The 14003-nt window shown below is 68.8% G+C and carries 14 protein-coding genes and 1 tRNA gene; 4 read left to right on the forward strand and 11 right to left on the reverse strand.

Translation table 11 applies throughout. The annotated features are described in order from the left end of the window. Positions 1-31: 31 nt before the first annotated feature. Positions 32-125: transfer RNA gene (locus tag ACQUQ0_RS08240), tRNA-Arg, on the forward strand. 205 nt (positions 126-330) lie between these two features. Further along, on the forward strand, positions 331-570 hold the full coding sequence (locus ACQUQ0_RS08245) for a TrmB family transcriptional regulator (protein WP_372391601.1): 240 nt from the start codon (positions 331-333) through the stop codon (positions 568-570). Between the two features lie 80 nt (positions 571-650). Here the strand turns inward: ACQUQ0_RS08245 and ACQUQ0_RS08250 are convergent, their stop codons facing one another. Beyond that, a complete protein-coding gene (locus tag ACQUQ0_RS08250) occupies positions 651-800 on the reverse strand; it encodes a DUF7557 family protein (RefSeq protein WP_435184480.1) in 150 nt (49 codons plus the stop codon). 466 nt (positions 801-1266) lie between these two features. Between ACQUQ0_RS08250 and ACQUQ0_RS08255 the strand changes: the two genes are divergently transcribed. After that, entirely contained in the window at positions 1267-2085 is an 819-nt protein-coding gene (locus ACQUQ0_RS08255; protein ID WP_435184481.1) for a class I fructose-bisphosphate aldolase, read from the forward strand. A 28-nt stretch (positions 2086-2113) separates the two neighbouring features. Here the strand turns inward: ACQUQ0_RS08255 and ptsP are convergent, their stop codons facing one another. The 9 genes from ptsP to ACQUQ0_RS08300 all read right to left on the reverse strand — a co-directional run bounded on the left by ptsP (position 2114) and on the right by ACQUQ0_RS08300 (position 12512). Then, the gene (gene ptsP, locus ACQUQ0_RS08260; RefSeq protein WP_435184483.1) at positions 2114-3817 is read right to left on the reverse strand and encodes a phosphoenolpyruvate--protein phosphotransferase; all 1704 of its coding nucleotides are present in this window, start codon (positions 3815-3817) and stop codon (positions 2114-2116) included. A 4-nt stretch (positions 3818-3821) separates the two neighbouring features. Next, positions 3822-4091, reverse strand: coding sequence for an HPr family phosphocarrier protein (locus ACQUQ0_RS08265; RefSeq protein ID WP_435184484.1), 270 nt, complete (start codon positions 4089-4091; stop codon positions 3822-3824). Positions 4092-4291: 200 nt separating this feature from the next. Further along, positions 4292-5272 carry a 3-isopropylmalate dehydrogenase gene (gene leuB / locus ACQUQ0_RS08270; RefSeq protein WP_435184486.1) on the reverse strand — a complete coding sequence of 327 codons (981 nt, stop codon included), beginning with the start codon at positions 5270-5272 and terminating at the stop codon, positions 4292-4294. Next, on the reverse strand, positions 5265-5873 hold the full coding sequence (gene leuD / locus ACQUQ0_RS08275; protein WP_435184487.1) for a 3-isopropylmalate dehydratase small subunit: 609 nt from the start codon (positions 5871-5873) through the stop codon (positions 5265-5267). Before leuD ends, leuB begins: the two co-directional genes overlap by 8 nt. Further along, positions 5870-7291, reverse strand: a complete 1422-nt coding sequence (leuC, locus tag ACQUQ0_RS08280) for a 3-isopropylmalate dehydratase large subunit (RefSeq protein WP_435184488.1) — start codon at positions 7289-7291, stop codon at positions 5870-5872. The genes leuD and leuC overlap by 4 nt, the downstream gene beginning before the upstream one ends. A 50-nt stretch (positions 7292-7341) precedes the next feature. Beyond that, entirely contained in the window at positions 7342-8382 is a 1041-nt protein-coding gene (gene ilvC, locus ACQUQ0_RS08285; protein WP_435184489.1) for a ketol-acid reductoisomerase, read from the reverse strand. Between the two features lie 14 nt (positions 8383-8396). After that, positions 8397-9089, reverse strand: a complete 693-nt coding sequence (gene ilvN / locus ACQUQ0_RS08290) for an acetolactate synthase small subunit (RefSeq protein ID WP_435184490.1) — start codon at positions 9087-9089, stop codon at positions 8397-8399. Then, entirely contained in the window at positions 9086-10840 is a 1755-nt protein-coding gene (gene ilvB, locus ACQUQ0_RS08295; protein WP_435184491.1) for a biosynthetic-type acetolactate synthase large subunit, read from the reverse strand. Before ilvB ends, ilvN begins: the two co-directional genes overlap by 4 nt. A gap of 403 nt (positions 10841-11243) precedes the next feature. After that, entirely contained in the window at positions 11244-12512 is a 1269-nt protein-coding gene (locus ACQUQ0_RS08300; protein WP_435184603.1) for a LeuA family protein, read from the reverse strand. 330 nt (positions 12513-12842) lie between these two features. Here ACQUQ0_RS08300 and ACQUQ0_RS08305 point away from each other — a divergent pair, with 330 nt between their 5' ends. After that, complete coding sequence (locus tag ACQUQ0_RS08305) at positions 12843-13127, forward strand: DUF5779 family protein (RefSeq protein ID WP_435184492.1); 285 nt, start codon at positions 12843-12845, stop codon at positions 13125-13127. Between the two features lie 24 nt (positions 13128-13151). Here the strand turns inward: ACQUQ0_RS08305 and ACQUQ0_RS08310 are convergent, their stop codons facing one another. Further along, positions 13152-13934: a fosmidomycin resistance protein gene (locus tag ACQUQ0_RS08310; protein ID WP_435184493.1), complete on the reverse strand. Its 783-nt coding sequence runs from the start codon at positions 13932-13934 to the stop codon at positions 13152-13154. Positions 13935-14003 lie beyond the last annotated feature (69 nt).

The following is a 14003-nucleotide window of genomic DNA, read 5'->3' on the forward strand; positions in this document are numbered from 1 at the left end:
CCCTATAGGGGTCCGCAGCGTACAGCAGTATGGAAGGGTGGCTCAGTGGTAGAGCAATCCGGCAGCGACCGTCACTCGGTCGCTCCGGCATACGGCTTCGCGTGGTTCGACTCCCGCCCCTTCCACTCCGATTCCGTGTCAACGCCTCTCACTGTCGTCAGGAGTCGAAAGACAGCCCGCCGATTCGGCGCGAAACCGCGATGAAGGATCGTTCGGGATGCTCGAAACGGCCGTTTCAGCCGCTCTGAAACCCCGTCACGAATCCGGGTAGTTCGACGATCGTTGTAGATGGGTTTTATTATCGTCGAACCCAACATTCACATAATAACGATGCAGCGCTCGATGCACTCTCAGCCGACAGCCGGGATCGACGCCCCGTCGATGCCGTCTGAACTCGAATCGCCGCGGGCGAAACTGGTCTATCTGTTCCTCTCGACCCACGGTGAAGCCTCACTCGCCGAACTCGAAGCCAGTCTCGACATGAAGAAGATCTCGCTGTACAGCATCCTCTCGACGCTCCGGGAACGCGAACTGATCGATCAGGACGCCGAGCGGTACCGCCTCAGCTAGGCGCTGTTTCTCGCAGTTCGGGACGCAATCGATGCGGAGCGGAGCGTCCGCGCGCCGAATACAGTCGTTCCGGCTCGGATCTAGACTTCGTCGCCGCTGTGGAAGAGGGTGAGCTCTTCGGCCTCGTAGATGTTGATGAGTTCTGTCACGATCTCGTCGTAGTCTTCGTCCGCCTGCCGGAGGGAGTCGAGTCGGTCGACGGTCTCCTCGTCGAGGTGTACCTGTGGCATACATAGGGCCACGCCGCCGGGCAACTTAAACGCCCGGTCGCGATCCGGACAACGGAGCGAACGGCGGGACGGCACGGGGGCCACGTCGCGGTCGCAGCCCGACCAGCGCGATCGGAGTCGCGATCGCTGTCGTCGGCCGTCCCGCGGAGTTCGGACGGCGCGTTTCGGGGCTGGCTTCCGACGCGGAGGTCGCCGCCGATGGACGAGACGGCGGTCTTCGTCCCCGCGTATACGACCCGACCGCCGGCGCCGACACCCTCGAATCGACTGCGAGACGGGATCGACACGGCTCTTCTGCCGCCGGCTGGACGACGACGCCGTGACGTTCGTCCACGACGACCCCGCGCCGTTCCTGCCCGAGACGCCGTAAGCACAGACGAGATCCGACGCCGGAGTGACGACGAGCGAACAGATCGAATTTCGAAGGACGGTAAATTGAAACCCTTTCGACGGAATACCTCGTGATATGAGACACGTCGACGACTCGCCGATCACGCGGGATGGAAACTCCCTCATTCTCGCCTACGACCACGGGACCGAACACGGGCCCGTCGACTTCGAACCGATGCCGAAGAGCGCCGACCCCTCGCACGTCTTCGAGGTCGGCCGCCACGACGCGGTGACGGCCATCGCCCTACAGAAAGGAAACGCGGAGTACTACCGCGCCTGGGAGCGCGAAAACGACGTCGGCGACGGCGCGCCGCTGCTCGTCAAACTGAACGGCAACTCCAACCTCGCAAAGCGGGACGACTACTACTCCCCCAAGCAGTGCTCGGTGCGGTACGCCGCCGAGGAGCTCGACGCCGACGCGATCGGCTACACGATGTACGCGGGCTCGCTCCGCGAGGACGAGATGTGGAAGGAGTTCCGCGACGTCCAGGAGGCCGCCCGGAAGCACGACCTCCCCGTGGTGATGTGGAGCTACCCGCGCGGCAAGGGGATCCAGGAGAACGACGACTACACGGGCCAGGAGGACCCGGACGTCGTCGCCTACGGCGCCCGCCTCGGCCTCGAACTCGGCGCCGATATGGTCAAGTGCAAGTACCCCGGCACGCAGGCCGGCTGGCAGCAGGTCGAAGACACCGTCAGCGGGCTGAAGACGGTGATGAGCGGCGGGTCGAAGCGGAGCGACGACGCCTTCCTCGAAGACGTCTACTCGACGATCGCGGTCGGCGGCAACGGCCTCGCGGTCGGTCGGAACATCTTCCAGCGCGAGGACCCCGAGGGGCTTCTGGACAGCCTCGAACGCGTCATCTTCGAGGGAACGGACCCCGCGGAACTGTAGGTCGTAGATCGTCGCCGCACCGACCCCGCTACCGGGACGCGTCGAGCATCTCTGTGACTTCCTGCTTCGTCGCGGCCGCGAGCGCCCGCCGGGCCAGTGCCCGCGCGTCCGAGCGCGTCGTCTCCGCCACGGCCCGCTTTATACGCGGGACGGCGGGCGGGCTCACGCTCAGTTCGTCGAAGCCGAGCCCGACGAGCAGCGGCGTCAGGTCGGGATCGCCGGCCATCTCGCCGCAGATCCCGACCCAGGCGTCGGTCCCCGCGGCCGCCGCGACGGTCGCCTCGATCGCGCGGAGCACCGCGGGCTGGCGGTAGTCGCGGAGGCCGGCGACCCGCTCGTCCCCGCGTGCGGCGGCCATCACGTACTGCGCGAGGTCGTTCGTGCCGACGCTGAGGAAGTCGACGCGGTCGAGGAGGTCCTCGGCGATGAACGCCGCGGCCGGCGTCTCGACCATCGCCCCGAACTCCGGTCGCGCGTTCGAGGCGCCGGCCGCGTCGAGGCTGGCCGCGACGGAATCGAGCGTCTCGGCCGCGGCGTCGACCTCCCCGACCGTCGAGACCAGCGGGACCATCACCGACAGGCGCCCCCCGTCGGCGTCGCCCGCGGCGCGCAGCAGCGCGCGGAGCTGCGTCTCGAAGAGGTCCGCATCGGGACCCAGCGAGCGTCGGACGCCGCGTTCTCCGAGGAACGGATTCTCGGACTCGGGGCGGTCGAGGTAGTCGACCGGCTTGTCGCCGCCGACGTCGAGCGTCCTGACGACGACCCGACCGTCCGGGAACGCCGCCAGCGCCTCGCGGTAGACTTCGTACTGCTCGCCTTCGGTGGGAGGCGAAGAGCGGTCGAAGAAGAGGAACTCCGTCCGGAAGAGGCCGATCCCGTCGGCGCCGTGCTCGACCGCGGCCCGGACGTCGGCTTCAGTCCCCGCGTTCGCGGCCACCTCGATCGGCGTGCCGTCGGCGGTCGCGACCGGGTCGCGGCGGATTTCGACGTCGGCGTCGGCGCGCGCGGCTTCCGGCGTCGACTCTGTCGGATCGACGACGACGGTCCCCTCGCTGCCGTCGACGACGACCTCGGCGCCGTCGTCGACCTCCCGCAGCGCCTCGCCGACGCCGACGACCGCCGGGAACCCGAGCGACCGCGCGAAGATCGCCGCGTGGGAGGTCGGTCCCCCGGAGACCGTGGCGAAGCCGGCGATCCGGTCGGGATCGAGCCGGGCGGTGTCGCTCGGCGTCAGCCGCTCCGCGAGGACGACGCTGCCCGGCGGCAGCGCGGCGAGGTCCGTTCGCTCCTTCTCAAGGAGGAGTCGGAGCAGCCGGTCACGCACGTCACGCAGGTCGTCCGCGCGCTCTGCCATCCGGCCGTCCAGGTCGGCGAACTCCTCGATCACCCGGTCGAACGCTCGCCTCACCGCGTGCTCGGCGGGATATCCCGAATCGAGTTCCGCGTCGACGTCTTCGGTGATCTGCGGGTCGTCGAGGAACTGGACGTGGGCGTCGAACACCGCGGCCTCGGACTCGCCGATCCGTTCGGCGGTGCGGTCGCGCGCCCGGCGGAGTTCCTCGCGAGCGACCTCGCGGGCCTCCGCGAACCGATCGCGCTCACGCTCGGCGTCGACAGAGTCGGGGTCGGGCGGGTCGCCAAGCGCGACCGCCGCGTCGGGATCGTACCAGACGCCGGTCCCGGCGCCCGACCGCGGGGCGACGCCGGTCCCCGAGAGCCGTCGTTCGGTCACCGGTTCAGAGTTCGTCTTCCGGGGTGGTCAGGATCCGCTCCAGTTCGTCGAGCGCCGCCTCGGCGCCGTCGCCCTCGGCGATCAGTCGCACCTCCTCGCCGGGTTCGACGTCAAGGCGGGTGACAGAGACCATACTCACGGCGTTCACCTGATCGCCGTCCACCCGACCGACGGTGATCTCGGCGTCGGCCTCGCCGGCGGCCTCGACGAACTTCGAGGCGGGGCGGGCGTGGAGTCCGTCCTCCGGGACGACGGTGACGACGCGTTCTGGCATCAGCGGTTCGCCTCCTCCGGGGTGCGGTCCGGCGTCAGGTCCGGCCGTGCGGCCCCGCTGGTCCTTCGGGACATCGGTGGTCGAACCAGGCACTCTAGATCTGTAAGTGTTCCTCGCCACCGCGGTCGAACCCCGGTCGAGTAAAAGGTCCGCTCGCTCGATCGGCCGGCAGTCGGCCCCGCGAGTGCGTCGCTGCGGCGTCAGTCGAGCCGCTTCAGCACCGCGGTGGTGACGTCTTCGGTCCCGGCGTCGCCGCCGAGGTCGGGCGTCCGCGGTCCCTCCGCCAGTACGGACTCGACGGCCGCACGGACGGCGTCGGCCTCGTCGCCGTAGCCGAGGTGATCCAGGAGCATCGCCGCCGAGAGGATCGCCGCCGAGGGGTTGGCGACGCCCTCGCCCGCGATGTCGGGCGCGGTTCCGTGGACCGGCTCGAACAGGGCGTTGTCCGGGCCGACGTTCGCCGACGGGAGGAGGCCGAGGCCGCCGACGAGGCCGGCCGCGAGGTCCGAGAGGACGTCGCCCGCGAGGTTGGGGCAGACGACGACGTCGAACTGCGTGGGGTCCAGACAGACGCGCGTCGCGAAGGCGTCCATCAGGACCTCCTCGGTCTCGACACCCTCGCGCTCGGCGACGTCGACGACGGCGTCGCGGAAGCGGCCGTCGGTCTCGCGCATCACGTTCGCCTTGTGGGCGACGTGGAAGCCGTCGGCGCCGCGCTCGTCGACGTACTCGCAGGCGAACTCCGCGAGGCGCTCCGAGGCCGAGGTCGTGACGACGCGCGTCAGCGTCGAGAGGTCGTCCGAGAGGCGATCCTCGTGGCCCGAGTAGACGCCCTCGGTGTTCTCCCGGAGGAAGACCAGATCCGTCTCAGGTCGGACGGCGTCGACGCCGGGGTAGGCCCGCGCGGGCCGGACGTTGACGAACGAGCCGACGGCCTCCCGGAGCGGGAGGATCACGTCGGCCGCGGTCTCGCCCGCGGCGCCGAACAGCGTCGCGTCCGCGTCGGCGACGGTGTCGTAGGTCTCCTGGGGGAGCGCCTCGCCGGTCTCGTCCTTCACGGCGTCGCCGGCCTCGGCGCCGACGAACCGGAAGTCGCCGACGGCTTCGAGGACGGAGACGGCCGCGGGGACGACCTCCGTGCCGATGCCGTCGCCCTCGATGACGACGATCTCCTCAGACATCGACGTAGGGAAGTTCGGCGGCTTTCTCGGCGACCGCGTCGGCGTTGGACTTCATCAGCGCCGTCGTGTCCCAGACGCCCTCGGTGAGGGCGCGGCGCTGTGCGTCGTCGACGGTCGCTTCCACGGTTTTGTCGCCGTAGGTGACCGTCTCCGATTCGACGTCGACGTGGATCTCGCCGTCGGGGTTCTCGTCGATCCACGCCTGGAGGTCGACGATCGTCTCGTGGTCGGCGGTCACCGTCGGAATGCCCAGCGCGAGGCAGTTGCCGGCGAAGATCTCGGCGAAGGACTCGCCGACGATCGCGTCGATCCCCCAGCGCATCAGCGCCTGGGGAGCGTGCTCCCGCGAGGAGCCACAGCCGAAGTTGGCGTTGACCGCGAGGACCGAGGCGTCCTGGAACTGCGGTTCGTTGAAGGGGTGGTTCTTGGGGTTGTCGTCGTCGTCGAACCGCTGGTCGAAGAAGGCGAACTCGCCGAGGCCGTCGAAGGTGACGACCTTCATAAAGCGCGCCGGGATGATCTGGTCGGTGTCGATGTCGTTGCCGCGGACGGGGATCCCGGTGCCCGTCACCGAGTCGATCTCGGGGATCTCGTCTGTCATACCGTGGTCACCTCCTGCAGGTCGCGCACGTCAGTCACTTCGCCGTTGATCGCCGCCGCGGCGACCATCCGCGGATTCATCAGGACCGTCCGGCCGTCCTTCGAGCCCTGGCGGCCGATGAAGTTCCGGTTCGATGAGGACGCGCAGGCCTCGTCGCCCTGCAGCTGGTCCTCGTTCATCCCGAGACACATCGAACAGCCTGCGTTGCGCCACTCGAAGCCGGCGGCCTCGAAGACCTCGTCGAGGCCCTCCGCCTCGGCGGCGGCCTTCACGCGCTGGCTTCCGGGGACGACCATCGCGCGGACGTCCTCGTCGACCTGGCGCCCCTCGACGATCTCCGCCGCGCGACGGAGGTCGGGCAGGCGCGCGTTCGTACACGACCCGAGGAAGGCGACGTCGATCTCGTAGCCCTCCATCGTGTCGCCCGGCTCGACGCGCATGTGCTCTTGAGCGCGCCGCGCCGTGTCCTGCTTGTCCTCGGGCAGGGACTCCGGCTCCGGGATCGGCTCGGAGATGCCGATGCCCTGGCCGGGCGTGGTGCCCCAGGTGACGACGGGCTCCAGTTCGGAACCGTCGATGGTGACGACGTCGTCGTACTCGGCGTCGTCGTCCGAGCGGATCGACTCCCAGTAGGGCTTGAGCTCGTCGAACTTCTCGGGGTTCTCCTGGAAGTAGTCGGTCTCTTCGAGCCACTCGTAGGTGGTCTCGTCGGGGTTGACGTAGCCGGCGCGAGCGCCGCCCTCGATGGACATGTTGCAGATGCTCATCCGGCCCTCCATATCGAGGTTCTCGATGGCCTCGCCGGCGTACTCGTAGACGTAGCCGACGCCGCCCTCGGTGCCGAGTCGGCGGATCACTTCGAGGATGACGTCCTTCGCCTCGACGCCGTCGCCGAGCTCGCCAGTGACCTCGATCTTCCGGACTTTCTTCTTCTCCATCGCGACGGTCTGGGTCGCCAGCACGTCGCGGATCTGGCTCGTCCCGATCCCGAACGCCAGCGCGCCGAACGCGCCGTGGGTCGAGGTGTGGGAATCGCCGCAGACGATCGTCTTGCCGGGCTGGGTGAGCCCCTGCTCGGGCCCGATGACGTGGACGATCCCCTGATCGCCGGTGGAGGGGTCGGAGAACTGGATCCCCGACTCGCGGACGTTCTCCTCCAGTTCGGACATCATCTCCTCGGCCGCGTCGTCGCGGTACGGACGCGACTGGTCCGCCGTCGGGACGATGTGATCGACGGTCGCGTGGGTCAGTTCGGGGTAGGCGACCTCCAGGTCGCGCTCCTGCAACATCCCGAACGCCTGGGGGCTCGTCACCTCGTGGATGAGGTGGAGGCCGACGAACAGTTGCGTCTGTCCGGTCGGCAGCTCCGAGACGGTGTGTTCCTCCCAGACCTTGTCGTACAGCGTGCCCTCACTCATCGGCATCACCTTGGACGTCAGTGGATACCCGTGTTTCGGTCATCTTCGGATCAGTCGTCCGCGGCCGCCTCGGCGGCCTCTTCTTCCTCGTCGGCCCACGCGAACAGGTCGCGCAGCGGCTCGCCGACCTCCTCGATGTGGTGAGTCTCTTCGGCGTGCTTCAGCTGCGTGTAGGACGGTCGGCCCGCCTGGTTCTCGTTGATCCACTCGCGAGCGAAGGTGCCGTCCTGGACGTCTTCCAGCATCGCCTCCATGTTCTCCCGGACGTGCTCGTCGATGATGTCGTCGCCGCGGGAGAGCCCGCCGTACTCGGCGGTGTCAGAGACGGAGTCCCACATGTTCGAGAGCCCGCCCTCGTACATCAGATCGACGATGAGCTTCAGTTCGTTCAGGCACTCGAAGTACGCCATCTCCGGGGAGTACCCGGCGTCGACGAGCGTCTCGTAGCCCTCCTTGACGAGCGCGGTCGCCCCGCCGCAGAGCACCGCCTGCTCGCCGAAGAGGTCGGTCTCGGTCTCCTCGCGGAACGTCGTCTCGATGACGCCGGCACGGGTGCAGCCGATCGCCTTCGCGTACGCGAGGCCTTCCTCTTTCGCCTCGCCGGTCACGTCCTGGTAGATCGCCAGCAGACCGGGCGTGCCCTGGTCGTTCTCGTAGTTCCGGCGGACCAGGTGTCCGGGGGACTTCGGCGCGACCATCGTCACGTCGACGTCCTCGGGCGGCTGGATCTGGTTGTAGTGGATGTTGAAGCCGTGGGCGAACTGGAGCGTGTCGCCGGGCTCCAGGCTCTCCTTGATCTCCTCGAAGACCGCCGGCTGTACGGTGTCGGGGACCAGCACGGAGACGATGTCCGCCTCGTCGGCGGCCGTCGCGGGCGTCGCCACGCGGAGGCCGTCGTCCTTCGCGGCCTGCCGCGAGGACGAGCTCTTCCGCAGGCCGACAACCACGTCGACGCCCGATTCGGCGAGGTTCTGCGAGTGGGCGTGTCCCTGGCTGCCGTAGCCGATGACGGCTACTGTCTTGTCGTCGAGATACGAACTGTCCGCGTCGTCGTCGTAGTATACGGTGGTGTCTAGATCTGCGTCTGTCATTATGCGTTGAGTCTCTATTGTGCGTTTGTCGGTCGGGTCGGTTCGTCCGCGGTGCCCGGCTTCTCGCCCGGCACGGTCGCCTGATTGCCGCGCGCGAGCGCCGTGTAGCCCGTGCGGGCGATCTCGATGATGCCGAACTGCCGGAACGCGTCGATCGCGTCGTCGATCTCCTGCTCGTCACCGGTGAGCTGGACCGTGATGGTCTTCGGCCCGGCGTCGAGCGTCTGGCCGTCGTACATCTCGGTGACGGCGTGGACCTTGTCGGGCTCGTCGCCCTCGACCTTCAGGAGGACGAGTTCGGTCCGCACGGCGTCGGCGTCGAGTTCGCCGACGGCGATGACGGGCTTGAGCTTGGCGAGCTGCTTTTCGACCTGGTCGATCCCCGGCTCGGGCTCTTCGACGACCAGGGTGATCCGCGAGTGGTTCTCGACGGTGGTCGGCCCGACGGTGAGGCTCTCGATGTTGAACTGCCGCCGGGAGAACAGCCCCGAGACCCGCGAGAGGACGCCGGGGTCGTCTTCGACGAGCGCCGAGATGACCGCGCGGCGCGGCTCGTGTTCGGCCTCGGCCTCCGGGTCGATGCGGATTCCCTGGGAGTTGCGCCGCCCCTCCGGGTGGGGGCGCTCGTCCGGCGAGGGGCCTTTCAGTCCGTGCTTCGGCAGGTCTTCGTCCGAGTCGTCGGTCGCCTTGAAGTCGTCCGAACTCATAGCTGGTCCTCCGTGAGTGCGAATTTGCCGTTCGCGCCGCCCGAGGGAACCATCGGGTAGACGTTCTCCGCCGGGTCGATGTGGAAGTCGATGACCGAGGGGCCGTCGTACGACAGCGCCTTCTCGACGGTGTCTGCGACCTCGTCGTAGTCGTCGACGCGGAAGCCGCGCGCGCCGAACGCCTCGGCCAGCATATCGAACTCCGGACACCAGTTGTACTCCGCGGCCATCCGGCGGCCCTCGAAGAAGGCGTCCTGCCACTGGCGGACCATCCCGATGTACTCGTTGTTCAGGACCGCGACGGTGATGTCGAGGTCCTCGCGGACGGCGACAGAAAGCGCCTGAATCGTCATCAGGAAGGAGCCGTCGCCGTCGATACACACGACCTGCTGGTCGTCGTCGGCCGCGATGCGCGCGCCGACGGCGGCCGGGAGGCCGTAGCCCATCGTCCCGAGCCCGTGGCTGGAGACCCAGGTGCGCGGCTCGGAGAAGGTCCAGTACTGGGCGGCCCACATCTGGTGCTGGCCGACGCCGGTCGTGACGATGGTGTCGTCGTCGGTCGCCTCGTCGAGCACCTCGACGACGAACTGCGGCTTCAGCGGCTCGTCGTCCGGGGTCGCATAGTCCATCGGGTACTCGTCCTGCCAGGTGAGACACTGCTCGCGCCACGATTCGGCCTCGGGCGCGCGACCGATGGCGTCGTCGAGCTGGTCGAGGACGATCCCCGCGTCGCCGATCAGCGGGTAGTCAGCGTGGACGTTCTTCGAGATCTCGGCGGGATCGATGTCGATGTGGATGACCTCCGCCTCCGGCGCAAAGGTGTCGATGCCGCCGGTGAGGCGGTCGTCGAACCGGGTCCCGACCGCGATCAGCAGATCGGTGTGGGTGATCGCCATATTGGCGTAGCCCGTGCCGTGCATCCCCGCCCACGAGAGACAGAGATCGTCGTCCTCGGGGAACGAGCCGATGCCCGGCATCGTCGTGACCACCGGGATCTCGTACTCGCGCGCGAACGAGCGCGCCTCGTCGGTCGCGTCGGCCTTGATCACGCCGCCGCCGAACAGCAGCAGCGGGCGCTCTGCGGCCTCGATCGCGTCGGCCGCCTCGCGGACGTCGGCCTCGTCGGCGACGTACTGCGGCTGGGTCGTCTCCGGCGGCGTCGCCGGGCCGGGCTCGGCGTCGGTCTCGCCGAGGGTGACGTCCTTCGGGAGGTCGACGAGGGTCGGCCCCGGTCGCCCCTCGTCGGCCAGGGCGATCGCCTCGCCGACGGTGTCGCCGACGGAGTCGGGGTCGTCTGCGAAGTAGTTGTGCTTCGTGATGGGCGCGGTCACGCCGGTGGTGTCTGTCTCCTGGAACGCGTCCGAGCCGACCATGTCCGCCGGGACCTGGCCGGTGAGCGCGACGAGCCCGTCGGAGTCCATGTTCGCGTCGGCGATGCCGGTGACGAGGTTCGTCGCCCCCGGCCCCGACGTCGCGAGGCAGACGCCCGGCTCGTTGCGGACGACGCTGAAGGCGTCGGCCGCGTGGGCGGCGCCCTGCTCGTGGGCCATCGTGACGTGCCGGATGTCGGAGTGATACAGCGCGTCGTAGACGGGCATGATCGCCCCGCCCTGGACGCCGAAGGCGGCCTCGACGCCCGCGTTTTCCAGGGCGCGGATGACCGACTCAGAGCCGGTCGTTACGGGGCCGATGGCCCGTTCCTCGTCGGCCTCCTCTTCGGCCGCCGACGGCGGCTGTTCCTGCTTGCTCATCGGCGAGACCCTCCCGCGGGGGTGGTCTGCTGGCGGTGCGTCGGTCGTGCGTGTGGAGTTCGGGGTCGAGCGTCGTGTGGCATTGGCCTGGTGTTACGGTTGCTGGTCGGTCGAACGGCGGGCGCGAACTGACGAGAATCGAAAACGGGTGTGTGAGGGGCTAGGGGGCCCCTACGATGATCCGCGAGACGACGTCGAGACCGTCCTCGACGCCGGGCGACCGCCGCCCGTCGACGGGAGCCGCCGCTCGGAGAGCGGCGGACGTCGCGGGGGCGTGCGGTCGTCGCATCGTACCCGGTAGATGATTCTGGTCCGTAATTAACGTTTCGCGCTCCGGTTCCCCGACGAGTCGCCCGGCGACGCGCCCGTGGCTCGGGGAAGCGAGCGAACGGGGCGCGCGCCATCAGGCGCGGACCTCCTCCTCGTCCTCGTCGGCGCGGTCGACGCCGACCTCGCGGGCGAAGCGCGTCAACACGTCGACGGTGACGCGCTCCTTCTCCGCGCCGTAGTCCTTCACGCGACGGGTCACGTCGCGCACCTCGGTGTCGGTCGGCGCGAAGCCGGATTCTTCGAGCCGCTTTCGGACCGAGTGGGTCCCGGTGTGCTTGCCGAGGACGAACTCCCGCTGGGCGCCGACCATCTCGGGGGTCATCACACCCGGCTCGAAGGTGTCGGAGTTCTCGATGACGCCCGCGGCGTGGATGCCGCTCTCGTGTGAGAAGGCGTTCCGTCCCACGACCGGCTTGTTCGCCGGAACCGGGATGTCGCTCGCCTCCTCGACCATCCGCGACAGTTCGGTGATTCGGGTGGTGTCGATTCCCGTGTCCACGTTGTACAGCGACTCCGCGGACATCACGACCTCCTCGAACGCGGCGTTGCCGGCGCGCTCGCCGATGCCGTTGACCGACACCTGCGCCTGCGACGCGCCGGCCTCGAAGCCCGCCATCGCGTTGGCGGCCGCCAGCCCGAAGTCGTCGTGGGCGTGGACGTCGATCCGCGCGTCGGTGTGCTTGCGCACCTCGCGGATCAGCCCGGCGAAGCGGGTCGGCGTCGCGACCCCGCAGGTGTCCGGGATGTTGATCCAGTCCACGTCGACCTCGTCGACGGCCGAGATGATCTCGGCCAGGAAGTCGATGTCGGTCCGGGTGGCGTCCATCGGAGAGAACATCACTTCGACGCCCGCGTCCTTCACGCGCTCGACGCTCTCGACCGCCCGCTCGACGGCCTCCTCGCGGGAGGCGTGCATCGAGTCGGCCAGCTGCACGTCGCTCGTGCTGACGAAGACGTGGACCAGTTCCACGCCGGAGTCGAGCGCGGCCTCTACGTCTTTCTCGACGACGCGCGCCAGCCCGCAGACGGTCGTGTCCGTCGCGGCGGCGATGTCGCTCACGGACTCGAACTCGGCGTCCGAGTTGACCGGGAACCCCGCTTCGATGACGTGGGTGCCCATCTCGTCCAGCGTCGCGGCTACGTCCCGCTTTTCGTCGTAGCTGAACGAAGTGCGTGGCGACTGTTCGCCGTCGCGGAGCGTCGTGTCAAAAATCCGTACCTCGTCGATCTCGGATTCAGTTATTTGGGCTAATGTGCCCTGGAAGAACTCGACCAGCCGGGGTGTCCGACTGAGCCTCCATGTCGTCGTGAGACATTGTACTCGATACCTGCCCGGAAAGATATTAAAGGCTTTCGCTGTGGGAACGTGTCACGGAACCCGAAAAAGGCGATTAGCGGCCGTTTCACCCGCTCTCGATGGATCTTGAGGCCGCTTTCCGAGTGATAGCACGAGCCCTCGGGCGTCGACGACGCGAGCCCGCTCCCACCCGATCGCTGTCCGTTCGGCGTAAATTTCGCCTCGTTTTCGGGGTTCGTTCATCCCTCGCAGCTCGCGCGCGGTCGTTACTGGACGAACGACCAGCCCGGGCCCCGCGGTCGCTCGTCGACGACGAGCGCCGGGGGACCGACGGCCGTCAGAATCCTTTTCGTGTCGCTTTCCGTTGAGGCGGGTATGAGCGAGTTCAATCTGAATCTCTCCGCGGCCGAAGAGCACCTCGAAGACGACGTCGAGGGGGAGGTCGTCCTCGGGGTGCTGGACGGAACGACCGCCGACGAGGAGTGGATCGACACCGTCGAGCAGGGCAACGTGTTGGTGCTGGCCGTCGAGGGCGACCTCAACGAGCTCGCGAACGGCTTCGCCCGGCCGGTGAAGGACGTGGGCGGGAACCTGACGCACTTCCGGCGGTTCCTCGTCGTCTCGCCGCCGGGCGTCGAGATCAACACCGAACGGCTCTGAACGGGACCGGGCCGTGCCCGACGGTCACGCCCCGGGCAGGAACGTCAGCACGTGGCCGTCGTCGTCGACGACCCGGAGCCCGCCCTCGGCCGCGGTCGGCCCGGCGGCCCAGGGCCCGCCCGCCTCGACGGCCGCGTCGGGGTCGACCGTCCGGAGCGCCAGGTCGACGTGGAGGCCGCCGCGGGCGTCGGCGATCCCCAGTTGCGGCTCCCAGAGCTCCAGGTCGACGGGTCCCGAGAGCCGGACGCGGCGCCGCTCGTCGCCGCGGTCGACCACCTCGAAGCCGAGGCGTCGGTAGCGCGCCTCGGCGCGGTCCAGATCCGTGACCTCGAAGACGACCTCGAAGATGCCCGAAAGCGGCGGGGCTTCCGTATCGGCGGCCTCTCCCGGCGCGGTCGCGTCCGCCGACGTGTTCGACGCGTCGGCAGGGCTCTCTCCGTGGATGCCACCGATCTCGACGCAGTGGCCCGCGGGGTCGTAGACGTACAGCGAGTCGCTCGACCCGAACGAGAACTCGACGGGGTCGAGGTCGGCCAGGCGGCGTCGCCATCGGGGGTAGGCGGACCGGGACGTCGCGAACGCGAAGTGCGTGTGGACGCCTCCGCGGGGGCGGTCGACGGGCCGTCGGAGCACGAGCGCGGTCCGGCCCGCGCCGTCGTCGGGGCGCTCTGCGGCCTCGCCGATCGGGTAGCGGACGCGGGTCGCATCGGCCGCGTCGGCGGCGAGCCCGAGTCGGCCCTCGTAGAACTCCCGCACCGTCGCGAGATCTTTCGCCTCCAGCCCGAGTCTGGCGAGCCCGGTGAGCATACGCGTGCTCCGGACGCGACGGGCAAAGAGGTACTGGACGTCAGAGGGGGAGGACGGTTAGACGAGGAG

The organism is Halobellus sp. EA9 (assembly GCF_051195055.1).
Lineage (GTDB): Archaea > Halobacteriota > Halobacteria > Halobacteriales > Haloferacaceae > Haloquadratum > Haloquadratum rubicundus.

What these genes read in the sequence shown, in the direction of transcription:
- ilvN (WP_435184490.1), bottom strand. Translation starts at nt 9,089, where the DNA reads ATGAGTTCGGACGACTTCAAGGCGACCGACGACTCGGACGAAGACCTG.
- ACQUQ0_RS08250 (WP_435184480.1), bottom strand. Translation starts at nt 800, where the DNA reads ATGCCACAGGTACACCTCGACGAGGAGACCGTCGACCGACTCGACTCC.
- ACQUQ0_RS08255 (WP_435184481.1), top strand. Translation starts at nt 1,267, where the DNA reads ATGAGACACGTCGACGACTCGCCGATCACGCGGGATGGAAACTCCCTC.
- ilvB (WP_435184491.1), bottom strand. Translation starts at nt 10,840, where the DNA reads ATGAGCAAGCAGGAACAGCCGCCGTCGGCGGCCGAAGAGGAGGCCGAC.
- ilvC (WP_435184489.1), bottom strand. Translation starts at nt 8,382, where the DNA reads ATGACAGACGCAGATCTAGACACCACCGTATACTACGACGACGACGCG.
- ACQUQ0_RS08305 (WP_435184492.1), top strand. Translation starts at nt 12,843, where the DNA reads ATGAGCGAGTTCAATCTGAATCTCTCCGCGGCCGAAGAGCACCTCGAA.
- ACQUQ0_RS08265 (WP_435184484.1), bottom strand. Translation starts at nt 4,091, where the DNA reads ATGCCAGAACGCGTCGTCACCGTCGTCCCGGAGGACGGACTCCACGCC.
- ACQUQ0_RS08310 (WP_435184493.1), bottom strand. Translation starts at nt 13,934, where the DNA reads ATGCTCACCGGGCTCGCCAGACTCGGGCTGGAGGCGAAAGATCTCGCG.
- ACQUQ0_RS08245 (WP_372391601.1), top strand. Translation starts at nt 331, where the DNA reads ATGCAGCGCTCGATGCACTCTCAGCCGACAGCCGGGATCGACGCCCCG.
- leuC (WP_435184488.1), bottom strand. Translation starts at nt 7,291, where the DNA reads ATGAGTGAGGGCACGCTGTACGACAAGGTCTGGGAGGAACACACCGTC.
- leuB (WP_435184486.1), bottom strand. Translation starts at nt 5,272, where the DNA reads ATGTCTGAGGAGATCGTCGTCATCGAGGGCGACGGCATCGGCACGGAG.
- leuD (WP_435184487.1), bottom strand. Translation starts at nt 5,873, where the DNA reads ATGACAGACGAGATCCCCGAGATCGACTCGGTGACGGGCACCGGGATC.